The organism is Agromyces seonyuensis (assembly GCF_009789225.1).
Lineage (GTDB): Bacteria > Actinomycetota > Actinomycetes > Actinomycetales > Microbacteriaceae > Agromyces > Agromyces seonyuensis.
Genome location: NZ_WSTA01000003.1, coordinates 75,038 through 90,201, shown reverse-complemented (window position 1 = coordinate 90,201; position 15,164 = coordinate 75,038). Strand labels below are relative to the sequence as shown.

At 71.9% G+C, this 15,164-nt stretch carries 13 protein-coding genes; 6 read left to right on the top strand and 7 right to left on the bottom strand.

All coding sequences use genetic code 11. The features are described from left to right. Positions 1-201 precede the first annotated feature (201 nt). The 3 genes from GB864_RS01570 (at position 202) to GB864_RS01560 (ending at position 2,849) form a co-directional block, all read left to right on the top strand. On the top strand, positions 202-1,386 hold the full coding sequence (locus GB864_RS01570; RefSeq protein WP_160422532.1) for a low temperature requirement protein A: 1,185 nt from the start codon (positions 202-204) through the stop codon (positions 1,384-1,386). A 126-nt stretch (positions 1,387-1,512) separates the two neighbouring features. Next, positions 1,513-1,851, top strand: coding sequence for a carboxymuconolactone decarboxylase family protein (locus GB864_RS01565; protein WP_160422530.1), 339 nt, complete (start codon positions 1,513-1,515; stop codon positions 1,849-1,851). An 11-nt stretch (positions 1,852-1,862) separates the two neighbouring features. Beyond that, a complete protein-coding gene (locus tag GB864_RS01560; RefSeq protein ID WP_160422527.1) occupies positions 1,863-2,849 on the top strand; it encodes an aldo/keto reductase in 987 nt (328 codons plus the stop codon). A 50-nt stretch (positions 2,850-2,899) separates the two neighbouring features. Here GB864_RS01560 and GB864_RS01555 read toward each other — a convergent pair whose 3' ends face one another. Continuing rightward, positions 2,900-4,159: a GNAT family N-acetyltransferase gene (locus GB864_RS01555; RefSeq protein ID WP_160422525.1), complete on the bottom strand. Its 1,260-nt coding sequence runs from the start codon at positions 4,157-4,159 to the stop codon at positions 2,900-2,902. Positions 4,160-4,245: 86 nt separating this feature from the next. Here GB864_RS01555 and GB864_RS01550 point away from each other — a divergent pair, with 86 nt between their 5' ends. Both GB864_RS01550 and GB864_RS01545 read left to right on the top strand, forming a co-directional pair. Then, a complete protein-coding gene (locus tag GB864_RS01550; RefSeq protein WP_160422524.1) occupies positions 4,246-5,055 on the top strand; it encodes a Cof-type HAD-IIB family hydrolase in 810 nt (269 codons plus the stop codon). A 53-nt stretch (positions 5,056-5,108) separates the two neighbouring features. Beyond that, the gene (locus GB864_RS01545) at positions 5,109-5,738 is read left to right on the top strand and encodes a nucleoside deaminase (protein WP_160422522.1); all 630 of its coding nucleotides are present in this window, start codon (positions 5,109-5,111) and stop codon (positions 5,736-5,738) included. 25 nt (positions 5,739-5,763) lie between these two features. Here GB864_RS01545 and GB864_RS01540 read toward each other — a convergent pair whose 3' ends face one another. From GB864_RS01540 to GB864_RS01530, 3 genes are all read right to left on the bottom strand, one after another. Continuing rightward, on the bottom strand, positions 5,764-7,176 hold the full coding sequence (locus GB864_RS01540) for an FAD-dependent oxidoreductase (protein ID WP_160422520.1): 1,413 nt from the start codon (positions 7,174-7,176) through the stop codon (positions 5,764-5,766). Positions 7,177-7,207: 31 nt separating this feature from the next. After that, positions 7,208-8,416: an MFS transporter gene (locus GB864_RS01535; protein ID WP_160422519.1), complete on the bottom strand. Its 1,209-nt coding sequence runs from the start codon at positions 8,414-8,416 to the stop codon at positions 7,208-7,210. A gap of 107 nt (positions 8,417-8,523) precedes the next feature. Beyond that, positions 8,524-9,414, bottom strand: a complete 891-nt coding sequence (locus GB864_RS01530; RefSeq protein ID WP_336603833.1) for an alpha/beta fold hydrolase — start codon at positions 9,412-9,414, stop codon at positions 8,524-8,526. A 166-nt stretch (positions 9,415-9,580) separates the two neighbouring features. Between GB864_RS01530 and GB864_RS01525 the strand changes: the two genes are divergently transcribed. Then, positions 9,581-11,086: an MFS transporter gene (locus GB864_RS01525; protein ID WP_202106908.1), complete on the top strand. Its 1,506-nt coding sequence runs from the start codon at positions 9,581-9,583 to the stop codon at positions 11,084-11,086. On the opposite strand, the gene GB864_RS01520 is transcribed toward GB864_RS01525, so the two are convergent. From GB864_RS01520 to GB864_RS01510, 3 genes are read right to left on the bottom strand one after another with little or no spacing between them, the layout of a single operon-like run. Continuing rightward, the gene (locus GB864_RS01520) at positions 11,052-12,398 is read right to left on the bottom strand and encodes an MFS transporter (RefSeq protein WP_160422518.1); all 1,347 of its coding nucleotides are present in this window, start codon (positions 12,396-12,398) and stop codon (positions 11,052-11,054) included. The two genes, GB864_RS01525 and GB864_RS01520, sit on opposite strands and share 35 nt — an antisense overlap. A 25-nt stretch (positions 12,399-12,423) precedes the next feature. Then, positions 12,424-13,761, bottom strand: coding sequence for a guanine deaminase (gene guaD / locus GB864_RS01515; protein ID WP_160422517.1), 1,338 nt, complete (start codon positions 13,759-13,761; stop codon positions 12,424-12,426). Between the two features lie 48 nt (positions 13,762-13,809). Continuing rightward, entirely contained in the window at positions 13,810-15,063 is a 1,254-nt protein-coding gene (locus GB864_RS01510) for an MFS transporter (protein WP_160422516.1), read from the bottom strand. Positions 15,064-15,164: the final 101 nt, after the last annotated feature.

Genomic DNA, 15,164 nt, shown 5'->3' with positions numbered 1-15,164 from the left:
GCGAGCTCGCCGCGCCGGCCGCCCGGGCCGCCTGAGGCATCCGCATCGCCGGGCGCGAGCTCGCCGCGCCGGCCGCCCGGGCCGCCTGAGGCATCCGCATCCCCCAACGGGGCCCGACTCGCGTACGAGTCGGGCCCCGTCGCCGTCACGGCTCCGGCGCGGGACGGCGCGCGGGGGCTCCGAGCCCGCCAGGATGACCGCATGCCCGCGCAACCCCGTGCGAACCTGCTCCGGCCCACCGGCACGCCCGACGCCGACCGCGTCACGTACGTCGAGCTGTTCTTCGACCTCGTCTTCGTCTTCGCGCTCACCCAACTCGGCGCCGTCCTGTACGAGCAGCAGACGCTCCTCGGGGCCATCGAGGGGGTCATCCTGCTCTGCGCCCTGTGGTGGGCGTGGGTCTCGACGACCTGGCTGACCAACTGGCTCGACCCGACCGCGGTGCCCGTGCGGGCGTTCGTGATCCTGCTCGCGTTCGTCGTCTTCACGGCGAGCGTCGCCATCCCCGAGGCCTTCGGCGAACGCGCGTGGGTGTTCGCGGTCGCCTACACGGGACTGCAGGTCGGGCGGGCCGTCTTCCTCGTGCTCGCGACCCGCGCCCACGAGCCGGCGGCGTCGCGCGAGTTCCGGCAGGTGCTCTCGTGGACGCTCGTCGGATCGGCGCTCTGGATCGGCGGGGCGTTCCTGCCGCTGCCGGCGCAGGTCGCCTGCTGGGCCGCCGCCATCGGCATCGAGCTGCTCGGGAGCATCCTCGGCTACCCGGTGCCCGGCGCCGGGCGCATCGAACTCGCAGGCCGGGACGCCTCGGGCCCGCACATCGCGGAGCGGGCGGCCCTCTTCGTGCTCATCGCGCTCGGCGAGGGACTGCTCGTGACCGGATTCGAGCTCGCCGCCGCGGAGACGACCCCGGAGACCATCGTGTCGTTCGTCAGCGCATTCGTCGCCGCGGCCGCGTGCTGGTGGATCTACTTCGACCACGGCGAACGCGTCGGCTCCGAGGCGATGGAGGCCGCCGAGGCCCCCGCCCGGCTCGCCCGCACGGCCTACACCTGGGTGCACCTGGCCATCGTCGGCGGCATCGTGCTGCTCGGCGTCGGCGACAAGGAGGTCCTCGGGCATCCGGACGAGCAGTCGCCGCCGGCGGTCGTCCTCGTGCTCGGCGGGCCCGCCCTGTTCCTCGTCGGCACCCTGCTCTTCCGCTGGGTGCTCGAGCACCGGCTCGTGATCGCACAGGCGTGCGGGCTGGCGGCGCTCGTCGTCGCGGCGGCGGTCAGCCCACTGCTCGAGCCGGTCTCGACCGGCGTGCTCGGCAGCGCCGTGCTGCTCGCGACCGCGGTCGGCGAGACCGTCGAACGCCACCGACGCGGGGTGCGGGCGGGCGGCTGAGCACGCCGCGCCGCCCGCCGGGCCGCGATGCAGCAGCCGAGTCGCCCACGGGGGCACTCCCGGGCCCTCCCACTTCCGGGGGAGTCGGTGTGGACTGGATCCCGGACGACGACAGGGGAGGTCGACATGGCTGAGAACGGAACCGGCTGGCACGGCGGGAAGGACGCATTCGGGGACTTCGCCCCGGGTCTCGTGCACTACACCGATCAGGTGCTCTTCGACGAGGTGTGGGAGCGGCCGGAGCTCACCAAGCGCGACCGCAGTCTCGCGACGGTCTCCGCGCTGCTCGCGGGCGGCAACATCGAGCAGCTCCGCTTCCACCTGGCCTTCGCGAAGGCGAACGGCGTGACGGAGTCCGAGCTCATCGAGACGATCACGCACCTCGCGTTCTACGCGGGCTGGCCGAAGGCGATGGGGGCGATGGCGATGGCCAAGGACGTCTTCGGGGCGTCGTCGGACGACTGAGGAGGACGCGGATGCACACGAGAGAACTCGGCCAGGGGCTCACGGTCTCGGCGATCGGCCTCGGCGCGATGGGGATGTCGCAGAGCTACGGCCCGAACCCCGGCGACCGCGACGACATGATCGCGGTGCTGCGCTCCGCACCGGACGCCGGTGTCACGTTCTTCGACACGGCCGAGGTCTACGGTCCGTACGTCAACGAAGAGCTCGTCGGCGAGGCGCTCGAGCCGATCCGGGACGACGTCGTCATCGCGACGAAGTTCGGCTGGCGCATCGAGGACGGCCGGAGCGTCGGCCTCGACAGCCGTCCCGAGCAGATCCGTCGGGTGGCGGATGCCTCGCTGCAACGGCTGCGCACCGACACGATCGATCTCTTCTACCAGCACCGCGTCGACCCCGACGTGCCGATCGAGGACGTCGCGGGCGCCGTCGGCGAGCTCGTCGCCGCGGGCAAAGTGCGGCACTTCGGGCTCTCGGAGGCAGCGGCCGGCACGATCCGCCGCGCCCACGCGGTGCACCCGGTAACGGCCGTGCAGAGCGAGTACTCGCTCTGGACCCGCGACCCCGAGGCCGAAGTGCTGCCGACGCTCGCGGAGCTCGGCATCGGCTTCGTGCCGTTCAGCCCGCTCGGCAAGGGGTTCCTCACCGGCACGGTCGCACTCTCGACGGAGTTCGCGGCGGGCGACATCCGCGCGACGATCCCGCGCTTCGCGGCCGAGAACCGCGACGCGAACGAAGCCCTCGTCGACCACGTGCGCGTGCTCGCGGCCGCGCACGAGGCGTCGCCCGGGCAGATCGCGCTCGCGTGGCTGCTGGCGCAGCAGCCGTGGATCGTGCCCATTCCGGGCACGCGCCGCACCGAGCGCATCCGCGAGAACGCCGCCGCGACGGGCATCCCGCTCTCGGCCGACGACCTCGCCGACCTGAACGCGCTCGCCGACCGCATCGGCGTGCAGGGCGCCCGCTACAACGAGCAGCACCTCGGGCTCGTCGGGCGATAGCGCGCGGCCGATCCGACCCGGTGACCCGGCGGCGCAGGGGCGTCGCCGGGTCAGCCCGGTGCGAAGACCCGCACCCGCTCGACGGGCATCCGCAGCGGATGCCGCGAGGTGTCGCGCGGCTCCGGCGAGGGCAGTTCGTAGACGTCGAGCATGAGCTGCACGGGGTAGTCGATCGTCTGCACGACGGTCTTCACCCAGCGGCCGTCGACGAAGAAGCGGAGGCGTCGGGCATCCCAGTCGACCGCGTAGTCGTGCGGTTCGGTCAGATCGCCCTCGACGCGCACCTTCGCGAAATCGGCGCGCAGGCGCGGATCGCGCTGCGGCTTCACGCCCATGCCGACGAGGCCGCCGGACTCGTCGAGCTCGCTGCCGAAGATCTCGGCGAGGCAGATCTCGCCGCAGTCGTCGGGACGCTCCTCGAACCCGATGGGCCAGCACGCGACCATCGCCTGCGGGTGCCGGATCGCTGCGAGCCGCACCTCGATGACGCCGTGGTGCACGAGCAGGCCGCGGAAGTCGGGCTGCTCCTCGCGTACGACGAGCCCGTCGCGGAAGCGGTGCTGCCCGACGCCGCTGCCGATCGGCCCCGAGTGCTGGCCGGTCTGGAGGTGCGACACCCGGTTGTCGCCGTCCCATTCCGGCGACCAGGGCGCGGTGTCGGCGTCGATGCGGAGCTCGAGCCCCGGACCGTCGGTCGACCAGCGCGCTGCGGTGCTCGCCCGCGAGGCCCAGTGCGGGTTGTAGAACGGCAGCCAGCGCGAGCGGTCGAGCTCGCGGGCGAACCGCTCGTCGACGAGGGTCTCCCGACCGGCGAGGTTCAGCGGCGAGACGTCGAGCTCCCACACGTTGCACGTCAGCTCGCCGCCGCGCCACGGCATCGTGCCCGTGCGGGTGCGTTCGAAGCCGGCGCCAGCGCAGAGGGCGTTCGAGCCCGGGTTGTCGACGCCGGGGTAGGCGACGAGCAGGCGGCGATCGCCGACCTCGGCGACGAGCCGGGTCACCTGCCGCAGCGCCTCGCGCGCGACGCCGCGCCCGTGGAACGCCGGCTCGACCTCCCACCCGGTCTCGTACGCGGGCTCGCCGTCGTGCTCGACCTGCCAGAAGCCGATGCCGCCCGCCGGGGCGCCGTCGACGTCGATGCGGTACATCTGCGCCTCGCCGGTCTGCCAGTACCGGAGGTACCGCTCGTGCCGGTCGAGCACCTGCTCGGCCGTCTCCGGACCGCCGAGGTGCCGGGTCATCTCCGGGGTGTTGGCGCGTTCGAGCACGGGCAGATCGCCCGCGTCCCACCGGCGCAGTTCGACGCGCATGGCTGCCTCCTCCCGAGGTCCCGGCCGAAGCTACCCCCGACCGCCGACTCCCGGCACCCCCGAGCCCGAACGGGTAGCCTGCCCCGGTGATCCTGTTCTGCTCCGACGTCGACGGCACCCTCCTCGATTCCGGGCGGAGACTGTCGGCGCGCACGGTCGCCGCGATCACTGCGACCCGCGCGGAGGGGCATCCGTTCGTGCTGTGCTCGTCGCGCCCGCCCGCCTCGTTGCGGCTGCTCGAGGCCGAGTACGGCGGGGCGGGGGAGTCGCTCATCGCGTACAACGGGGGGCTCGTGATCGATCGCTCCGGCGCGATCGTCGTCGACGTGCCGATCGCCGCGGCGGACGCCCGGGCGGTCGTCGAGCACTGCGAGGCGGTCGACCTGCACGCGAGCTGCTTCGCCGGGGAGCGCTGGCACGCCTGGGGCGCCGACCGCTGGACCGATCGCGAGATCGCCAACACGGGCGTGCACCCCGACGCGATGGATGCCCGCGCGTACGCGGCGAACGGCCGCGTCGACGCGCAGCCGCCGCACAAGATCATGGCGATGGGGGAGCCCGAGCTCATCGACGGGCTCGAGGCGCTCGTCGCGCCGATGCCGGGCGTCGTCGCCTACCGGCCGAAGCCCACGTACCTCGAGATGGCGAATACGGCGGTCTCCAAGGCGACGGGCATCCGCGCGGTCGCCGAGTCGCTCGGCATCCGGCTCGCCGACGTCGTCTTCTTCGGCGACAACTTCAACGACCTCCCGGCGTTCGAGGTCGTCGGCACGGCCGTCGCCGTCGGCAATGCGAAGGATGCCGTGCTCGCCGCCGCCACGGAGGTCACCGCGCGCGGGCACGACGACGGCGTCGCGGTCTGGCTCGAGGAGCGGGCGGCTCAGCGGGTCGACTGACGGCGCGAGCGCGCCGATTCGCGCGCGCGGCCGCGATCGGCGATCATCGACCGATGGATGCCCCGTCGCTCGCCGATCCCGCCGCCATCGCCCGACTGCTCGACGTGATCGAGCACGACATCGTGCCGCTCACCCGCGAGGGCGTCGAGGCCGGCAACAAACTCTTCGGCGGGGCGATCCTGCGCAAGTCGGACCTCTCGGTCGTCGTCGCCGCGACGAACGCCGAGCTCGACAACCCGCTCTGGCACGGGGAGATCCACGCCATCAAGCGCTTCTTCGAGCTCCCGGCGGCCGAACGGCCCGCGACCGCCGACTGCCTGCTGCTCGCCACGCACGAGCCCTGCTCGCTCTGCCTCAGTGGCATCGTGTGGGGCGGCTTCGACGAGTTCGCCTACCTCTTCAGCCACCGCGACTCGGCCGACCGCTTCGCGATCCCGTTCGACATCCAGATCCTGCAGGCCGTCTACGCGGTGCCCGACCCCGACCGCGACGAGCCCGCGGCCGGCCGCGACCTCTACAACCGCACGAACGCGTTCTTCGCGAGCCACGATCTGCAGGCGTCGATCGAGGCATCCGGCTCGCCCGAACTGCTGGAGCGCGTGAGCCGGCTCGAGGGGATCTACGCCGAGCTGTCCGACACCTACCAGGCGTCCAAGGACGACGCGCCGATGCGCTTCGCATAGCGCGGGCGTCGCGCGCCCCCGCGGACTACGCCTCGGCCTCGGCCTCCTCGGCCACGGCCTCGGCCTCGAGTTCGGCCGGGGTGAGTCGCAGGCGCTGGGCCTTCGAGGGGCGGATCGCGGGGACGTCGCCGACGATCGGCACCGGCTTGCGGTACACGTGGTACCCGTAGCGGGCGATGAGGCCGAACATGACCGCGAGGCGGTTTCGAGGGCCGAGGAGGCTCGCGATGTGGATGAACAGCCACGCCCACCAGGCCGCGAGCGAGCGCAGGCCGATGGTCTTGCGCAGCAGCGGGATCTTGCGGAGGAAGCGCAGCGAGTGCAGCACCGGGAGGTTCGCGATGCCCGGCACTTCGCCGACGGCGGAGCGGCGGCCGATGATCGCGAGCTGCCCCTTGTCGTAGTACTCGAACGGTTCGGTGGACTGGCCGGCGATGATGCGGGCGATCTGGCGGCCGACGTGGGCGCCGCCCTGGATCGCCGGCTGCGCGAGCTGCGGCAGGTCCTGCGGTGCGATCGCGACGTCGCCCGCCGCGAACACGCCCGGCAGGCCCTCGACCTGGAGGTCGGCGCCGACCTTGATGCGGTGGTGCTCGTCGAGCGGCAGGCACCAGTACGTGACCTCGTCGTGCGGGGCGACGCCGGTCGCCCAGATCGTGAGATCCGACTCGATGACCCGGCCGTCGGTGAGCTTCACGGAGTCGGAGCACACTTCGGCGACGCCCGTGCCGAGGCACAGCTCGACGTCGCGGCGCTGGAGCTGCAGCGCGGCGTAGCGGCGCAGGCTCGGCTGGAACGGCTTCAGCAGTTCGGTGCCGCGCTGCACGATCGTGATCGTGAACGCGTCGCCTTCGAGCTCCGGGTACGCGGGCTTCAGGCCCTGGTCGCGCAGCTCGGCGAGCGAGCCCGCCATCTCGACGCCCGTGGGGCCGCCGCCGACGACCACGACCTTGAGGCCGCGGGTGCGGCCGGGCTGCTGCGTGGCGCGCTCGAGACGCGTGAAGAGCTCGTCGCGGATCGTGATCGCCTGGGAGCGCGAGTACACCGAGAAGGCGTGCTCCTTCGCGCCGGGCGTGCCGAAGAAGGTCGTCGTGACGCCGTTCGCGAGCACGAGGTAGTCGTAGTCGAGGCGCTGGCCGTCGAGCATGCGCACCCACCGCTCGTCGGTGTCGATCTCCATGAGGTGCTCGTGCAGGACGTCGAGGTTCGGCTGGTCCATGCGCAGGCTCCGCAGGAAGTGCGTGACGTCGCCCGGGTTCAGGCCGCCCGTGGCCACCTGGTACAGCAGCGGCTGGAAGGTGTTGTACACGCGTCGGTCGACGAGGGTCACCCGCACGGGCGCATGCTTCAGCGCCTTGGCGGCGTTGATGCCGGCGAACCCGCCGCCGATGATCACGACGTGGGGGAGCGAGGCATCCGTCGCTTGGTTCTTCGTCACCCCTCAACGGTACTCGGGGCGCGGGCCGGCCTCAGCGTCGCTTCGGCAGGAAGCCCGACAGCGCGATCACGAGGATGCCGGCGAGGGGCACGATCAGGAGGCTCCCCCGGAGCTCCGTCGCCTCGGAGACCGCGCCGATGACGATCGGCGAGACGAGGAAGCCCAGCCGCATGAGCCACGTCACGACGGTGAGGCCCGTGCCGGGTCGGAGGCCCGGCAGGCGGTCCGCGGCGGCCATCGTCGCGGGCACGAGCGTCGCGACGCCGAAGCCGGCGGCGGCGAAGCCGACGAGCGTCGACGGGATCGAGGGGAACGCGAGCGCGAGTCCCATGCCGAGCGCGACGAGGACGCCGCCGGCGCGCGCGACCGCGCGCTGCCCGAACCGGTCGACCATGCGGTCGCCGACGATGCGGCCGAGGAACTGGAAGCCGATGAGCGAGAGGTAGCCCGTGGCGGCGAGCGCCGCCGGGGCGCCGAGCGAATCGCCGAGGTAGAGGGTCGCCCACGAGTTGCCGACGTCCTCGACGATCGTGCCCGCGATCGCGATGAGGGCGAGACCGAGCATGACGGCGACGAGCCGCGGGGGGATCCCGGCCTTCGCGGTCTCGGCGGCGTCGGCGACGGCGGAGCCTGCTTCCTGGACCTCCTCGGCGCCCGTCTCGTCCGGTCCCGGCAGGCAGAAGCGCAGCGCGACCAGCGCGGTCGTCGAGAAGAGCACCGCCGTGATCGCGAGATGGATGCCGAGCGGCAGCGCCAGCGCGATCGCCGCGGTCGCCATGAGCCCGCCCGCGACGGCCCCGAGCGACCAGATCGCATGGAAGGAATTGAGGATGGAGCGCCCGTATCGGCGCTGCACCCGCAGGCCGTGCGCGTTCTGCGCGACGTCGGTCACCGAGTCGAGCAGGCCGACGACGAAGAGGGCGGCGAGGAACGCCCACGGCGCCGGCGAGAGGCCGACCGCGAGCATCGCGAACGCGAGCAGCACCGACCCGACCGCCGCGAGGCGGGCCGAGCCGAACCGGCGGATGAGCGTCGCCGCGGCGAGCCCGGAGAGCAGTGCGCCGAGCGGCACCGCCGCGACCGAGACCCCGTAGAAGACGTCGCTCATCCCGAGCGCGGCCTTGATCTCGGGGAAGCGGGGGATGACGTTCGCGTAGATCGCCCCGTTGGTGAAGAAGAGCGCCGACACGGCGACGCGGGCGCGACGCTCGGCGCGGCCGGGCACGGTGGTGGAAGTCATCGTCTCCAGTATCCGGGGTCGTCGCGACGCGGCATCCGACTCGACCGGGGCCGGATCGGGCCGGCGGCGACCCGGAGCGGCCCGGAGCGGCCCGGAGCGGCCTGGATTCAGTCCGTGCGCTCGGGCGGGTGGTGCACGCCGCGGTAGATCTCGACGACGCTCGCGAGGCCCGGCGAGTCGGGGTCGTCCACGATGGGCCGGTCGGCCATGAACAGCCGGACGAGATGCGCCAGCTCGCCGGGATGGCTGAAGTTGATCGCGTGGGCGGCCCCCTCGATGCGCACGACGAGCACGTGGTTCTCCGTCTGCGACGCGACCTCCTGCACGCGGGCCGGGCCCGGCATGAGCGGATCGCGCGAGCCGAGCACGACGAGCGTCGGCACCTCCAGTTCGAGCAGGCGCTCGAGCGAGGGGTACTTCGTCAGCGAGCGGAACATCTTCGCCGTGCTCGGGACGCCGAAGCGCAGGTAGTCGGGCGTGACCACGCCGACGAGCCGTGTCGGCTCCCGGACGCCGTCGCGAGCGAGCTGGCCCGCGGCCCGGCGGAACGGCTGGTTGTGGATGCCGCCGGCCGGGGAGACGAGCACGGCGCGGTCGATCCGATCCGGATGCCGATAGGCGAACTCGCAGATGACGGGGCAGCCCATGGAGTTGCCGATGAGCGTCGCGCGCTCCACGCCCCGGTCGTCGAGGAATCGCGCGGCCGCGTCGGCGAGGTCCGGGACGTCGAGGGCGTCGGCCGCCTTCGCGCTGCGGCCGAAGCCGGGCAGGTCGGGCACGAGCGTGTGGAACTCGTCGGCGAGGCGCTCGGCGGTCGGCAGCAGGTAGCGCCCCGAGAGGCCGAAGCCGTGCACGTGCAGCATCGCCGGGGCGTCCGGCGGGCTGACGGACTCCCGGTAGAACACGCGACCGCCGTCGATGCTCGTCCAGCGCTCGACCAGCCGCGTCGGTCGCCGGACGTCGCGCCCGGCGCGTCCAGGCGCCTGCTCCTTCGTCACGATCGCCCCCCAACGCCCGTCAGCACGATGCTGACGCTCGCACGGCGTCGCCGCAACGGTCGCGAGCCGACCGCACCGCGGTGCGGTCGGCCTGCCGAGCCATTGACCGGCGCCGTCCGCGGGGGATACCGTCCGAGCGGAGCATCCATGGGTCTGGGGGGACGGCATGAGCGACACGGCGACGACGGCGACCGCGAGGCGCAACGCGATGGGGGCGCTCATCGCGACGTGCGTGACCGCGCTCGTGGTGAACGCGAACACCTCGGCGGTCTCGATCCTCATCCCCGCCATCTCGGCCGACACCGGCACGCCGACCTCGACCCTGCAGTGGGCCGTCACGGGCTACTCGCTCGTGGGCGCCGCGGTCATCGTCACCTCCGGCTCCCTCGGCGACGTCTTCGGGCGCCGCAAGATCTTCCTTTGGGGCATCCTGCTGTTCATCGCGTCGTGCGCGCTCATCGCGCTCTCGCAGGAGGGCCTCGGCGTCATCCTCGGCCGGTGCATCCAGGGCGCCGCGGGCGCGACGATCCTCGCGTGCGGCATGAGCCTCATCTCGGCGTCCAACACGGGCAAGGCGCAGTTGCGGGCCGTCACGCTGTGGGGCGCCGCGTCGGCCGTCGGCGCCGCCGCGGGCCCGCTCGTCGGCGGACTGCTCGCATCGACGCTCGGCTGGCAGGGGCTGTTCTGGATCGACGCGGCGATCGCCGCCGCGTGCATCCCCGTCACCCTCGCCGCGGTCGCCGAGTCGAACGACCCGACGCGACCGAAGTCCATCGACTTCGCGGGCACCGTGCTCATCGCCCTCATCCTCGCGCCGCTCATCTTCGCCCTCACCGAGGGCAGCGCCTGGGGTTGGCTGTCGTGGCGCACGATCCTGTGCTTCGCGATCACGATCGCCGCGACGATCGGCTTCGTCGTCGTCGAACGGCGCATCGCGGCCCCGATGCTCGACCTGCGGCTGCTGACGAACAAGGTGCTCGTCGGCGCGACGCTCTCGATCCTGCTCGGCGCCGGCACGATCAACGCGATCATGTACGTCGTCAGCCTCTACTTCCAGGACCCGTCGGCGCTCGGCATGGACTCCTTCCAAGCCGGCCTCGCGACGCTCCCCGTCGCCGCCGCCGCCGTGGTGATCGCCCCCCTCATCACGCCGATCGTCGGGCGCATCGGGGCGCGCACCACGATCACCGTCGGCTTCCTCGCCATGACGGTCTCGCTCGTCGTGCTCGCGTTCGTCACCGAGCAGTGGTCGTACGGGATGTTCGTGCTCCCGCTCGTCGCGCTCGCCGCGGGGATGGGATTGCAGAACGGGCCCTGTTCCTCGCTCTCGACCTCCTCGGTCGAGCCCCGCGAGGTCGGCGCGGCCTCCGGCCTCTCGAATATGGCGCGCTACGTCGGATCCGCGGTGATGACGGCGATCGTCGCCTCGGTCTACGCCGGCGTGACCGCGCGCCGCGAGGATGCCGGGCTCTCCGACTCGGCCGCGCTCGCCGCGGGCTTCTCCTGGTCGTCGATCTCGATGGCGATCTGGTGCGCGCTCGGCGTCGCGCTCGTCGTGCTCGTCGGCCGGAACTCGGGCAAGGGCCGGACCGGCGAACTCGAGGTCGCGCAGGCGACGGCCTCGATCTCGCACACGATCACGCCGCCGGCACCGGCTTCTTCTCGGAGATGAGCAGCGCGGCGATCGCCCCGACCGCGACGACCGCCGGGATGAGCCAGAGTGCGGCCTGGAAGTCCGCGAGGTCCGCGTCGTCCGGCAGGAGTTGACCGGGGATCGACTGGAGCAGGCCGCCGATGATGAAGCAGACGCCGTTGACGATCGCCGATGCGCTGCCGATGAGCCGCCCCGGCACGGCCTCGCCCGCGATCGTGAAGCCGAGCATGTGGCCGCCCGCGAAGAAGCCGATCGCGAACATCAGCACGAGCGCGGCGCCCTGCCCCTCTTTCGGCAGGTAGATCACGAGCGCGATCGCGAGCGCCTGCAGCACGAGCGCGTAGAACGCGGGCCACTTCCGGCTGCCCCAGCGGTCCGAGACGACGTTGACGAGCGGGGCGCCCACCGCGAGGCCGAGCCAGGCGAGCGCCGTCAGGACGGTCGCGAAGTCGGTCTCGGCGCCGCGGGCTTCCATGACCCGCGGGCCCCACAGGGTGCCGACCGCCAGCATCGCGCCGAACGAAGCGCCGGCGAGGATCGACGAGAGCACGACCCGCACGTTCGAGAAGCCCTTGCCGAGGTCGCGGAGGATGTTGACGAGGACGTTGCCTTCATGCTTCGCGGCGGGGGCGCCTTGCTCGGGGGCGGGGTTGCGCACGAAGGCGATGAAGAGCACGACGAGGATGACGCCGAACGAGCCGAACGCGACGAGCAGCTGCTGCCACGACAGGTTGTCGAGGGTCGCGAGGATGAGCGGCTGCCCGATCGCCGAGCCGAGGCTCGCGAACGTCTGCACGAGCCCGAACATGAGGCCGTACTTGGCCGCGTCGAACCACTTGCCGCCGAGGTACCCGGCACCGACGAAGCCGAACGACGAGCCGATCGCCAGCACCGCCTGCGCCGCCGCGAGGGTGCCGAAGTTCGTGGTGCCCGCATAGAGGAAGGCGCCGATCGCGACGAGCGCGACCGCGATCGCCATGAGCGGCCGCGAGCCGAACCGGTCGAGCAGCGCCCCGGAGAAGAACTGGACGAGGGCGAAGACCCACGTGTAGATCGAGGCCGCGAGGCCGATCTGTCCGATGGTGAGCCCGGCGTCCTGCTGGATGTCGGGCGAGACCACCGCGTACCCGGTCTGGATCGCGAAGAGCCAGACGACGAACGTCGTGGCGAGCACCCAGATGAGCCAGGCCTCGGGTCCTCCGATGCGGCGGTGGCCGCCCTCGAACCAGTTGTGGGCGCCGTGGAAGTACGCGGCGTGGCCGGTCGAGGAACCCGCCGATTGCGGGACCGGTGCGGGTGCGGGCTGGGACGTGGGCGCTTCGGTCGACATGGGTGCTCCGCTTCGTCTCGGTCGGTCAGTGCTGGTGGCCGTCGCGCGAGTACGCGACCTCGCCGGCGATGTAGGTGGTCTGGACGGCCCGGTCGTCGCCCATCACGGCGAGCACGAAGAGCTGCTCGTCGAGCGAGGCCACCTGCTCGCTGCGGAACTCGAGCAGCGGCGTGGCCTGCTTGTCGAGCACGACGAGGTCGGCCTCCTTGCCCACCTCGACGGAGCCGATCCGGTCGTCGAGCCCGAGCGCCTCGGCGCCGCCCAGGGTGGCGAGGTAGAGCATCTTCACCGCATCGAGCGGGTACTGCACGAGCTGGGCCACCTTGTACGCCTCGTTCATCGTGGACAGCAGCGAGAAGCTCGTGCCGGCGCCGATGTCGGTGCCGAGTCCGACCTTCATCGGGTGGGTGTGGTTCTTGGCCTGATGCACGTGGAAGAGCCCGCTGCCGAGGAAGAGGTTCGACGTCGGGCAGTGGGAGATCGCGGCGCCGGTCTCGTGCACGCGGATCCGCTCCTGCGGAGTGAGGTGCACGCCGTGCGCGAGCACCGAGCCGGGTCGCAGCAGGCCGGCCCGGTCGTAGACGTCGAGGTAGCCTTTCGACTCCGGGAACAGCGAGCGCACCCAGGCGATCTCGCCGAGGTTCTCGCTCACGTGCGTGTGCATGAGGGTCGTCGGATGCTCGCGCAGCAACGTCGCCGCCGCGGCGAGCTGGTCGGGTGTCGACGTCGGCGCGAAGCGCGGGGTGACCGCGTAGTGGTTGCGGCCCTGCTCGTGCCACCGCTCGATGAGCGCCTTCGACTCGTCGTAGCCCGACTGGGCGGTGTCGAGCAAGTGCTCCGGCGCGTTGCGGTCCATCATGACCTTGCCGCCGACCATGCGCATGTTGCGCTTCGTCGCCTCCTCGAAGAAGGCGTCGACCGACTGCGGGTAGACGGCGGCGAACGTCAGGGCCGTCGTCGTGCCGTTCGCCAGGAGCTGGTCGAAGAACACGGATGCCACGGCGGACGCGTAGGCCGGATCGACGAACTTCTGCTCGGCGACGAACGTGTAGGTGTTCAGCCAGTCGATGAGCTGGGCGCCGAACGCGGCGATGATGCCCGTCTGCACGTAGTGGACGTGCGTGTCGATGAACCCCGCCGTGATGAGGCCGTCGGGATAGCGGTCGACCGGCACGCCCTCGGGCACCGAGCTCCCGAGCTCGCTCCACGGGCCGACGGCGGTGATGATGCCGTCCGCCACGATCACGACGCCGTCGGTGTGTTCGACGAGCGCGTCGGAATCGAAGAACGGATCTCCCGTCAGCGTGACGATGTGCCCGCGGATCGCATGCGATCCCGACCCGGTCGGAAGGTGGTACGGCATGACGCCCCCTCACGGGATCCCCCCAGACCCCTCGCACCCGACACTAGATCACCGTGCAGCCGAAACGGAAGGTTTCCTCAAGAGCGCCGCTGCTCCGGCGCCGCCGAGCAGCACGGCGGGCATGAGCCACAGCGCGGCCTGGTAGTCGTCGAGCGCCGGCTCCGTCGGCAGGAACACCGACGGGACCGACGTCAAGAGCCCGCCGACGAGGAAGCACACGCCGTTGACGATCGCCGACGCACTGCCGATGAGCGAGCCGTCGACCGCCTCCCCGGCGATCGTGAAGCCGAGCATCTGCACGCCCGAGAAGAGGCCGACCGCGAACATGAGCCCGATCGCGGCCCCATTGCCCTCGCGCGGCAGGTAGATCACCAGGGCGATCGAGACCGCCTGCAGGAGCAGCCACCAGATCGCCGGTGCGCGGCGGCTCTTCCAACGGTCGGACACGATGTTGATGAGCGGCGCGCCGGCGGCGAGGCCGAGCCAGGCGATCGCCGTCAGCACCGTCGCGAACTCCGTCGAGGCGCCGCGCGCTTCCATGATCCGCGGGCCCCACAGCGTGCCCACCGCGAGCATGGTGCCGAACGACGCGCCGCCGATGAGGGCGGCGAGCACGACGTCGCGGTTCGCGAAGCACCGGCCGAGGTCGCGCAGGATGTCGCCGAGGACGTTCGAGCGGCGACCCGCGGCATCCATGAGAGGGACGACCGGTGCCGGATCGCGCACGATCGCGAGGAACAGGATCGTCAGGACGATCCCGAAGACCCCGAATGCCACGAGCAGCTGCTGCCAGGTCATCGCCTGCAGCAGGGCGAGGATGACCGGCTGGCCGACGGCCGAGCCGAGACTCGCGAAGGCCTGCACGAGTCCGAACATGAGGCCGTACTTCGCCGCTTCGAACCACTTGCCGCCGACGTAGCCAGCGCCGACGAACCCGAACGAGGCGCCGAGCGCCAGCACCGCCTGCGCGATCGCGAGGGTCGTGAAGTCGGTCGTGCCGGCGTAGAGGAATGCGCCGACCGCGACGAGCGCGACGGCGATCGCGAGCAGCGGGCGGGTGCCGAACCGATCGAGCAGCGAGCCCGAGAAGAACTGGCAGAGTGCGAAGACCCACGTGTAGATCGATGCCGCCAGCCCGACCTGGGCGATCGAGAGCCCCGCAGTGTCCTGGATCTCCGGCGAGACGACCGCGTACCCGGTCTGGATCGCGAACAACCAGACCACGAAGCTCGTCGCGAGCACCCAGATCAGCCATGCCTCGCCGCCGCCGAGCCGCACGGCCGGCCTCGCCGCACCCGTCATCAGACCCCCCAGTCCGCGGAACCGAGCGCCTCGCCCGAGGCGCGTCGGGGCCACCCTACCGACGGGGCCGCGTCGTTGCGCGCAGCGGAGGGATACCTCGT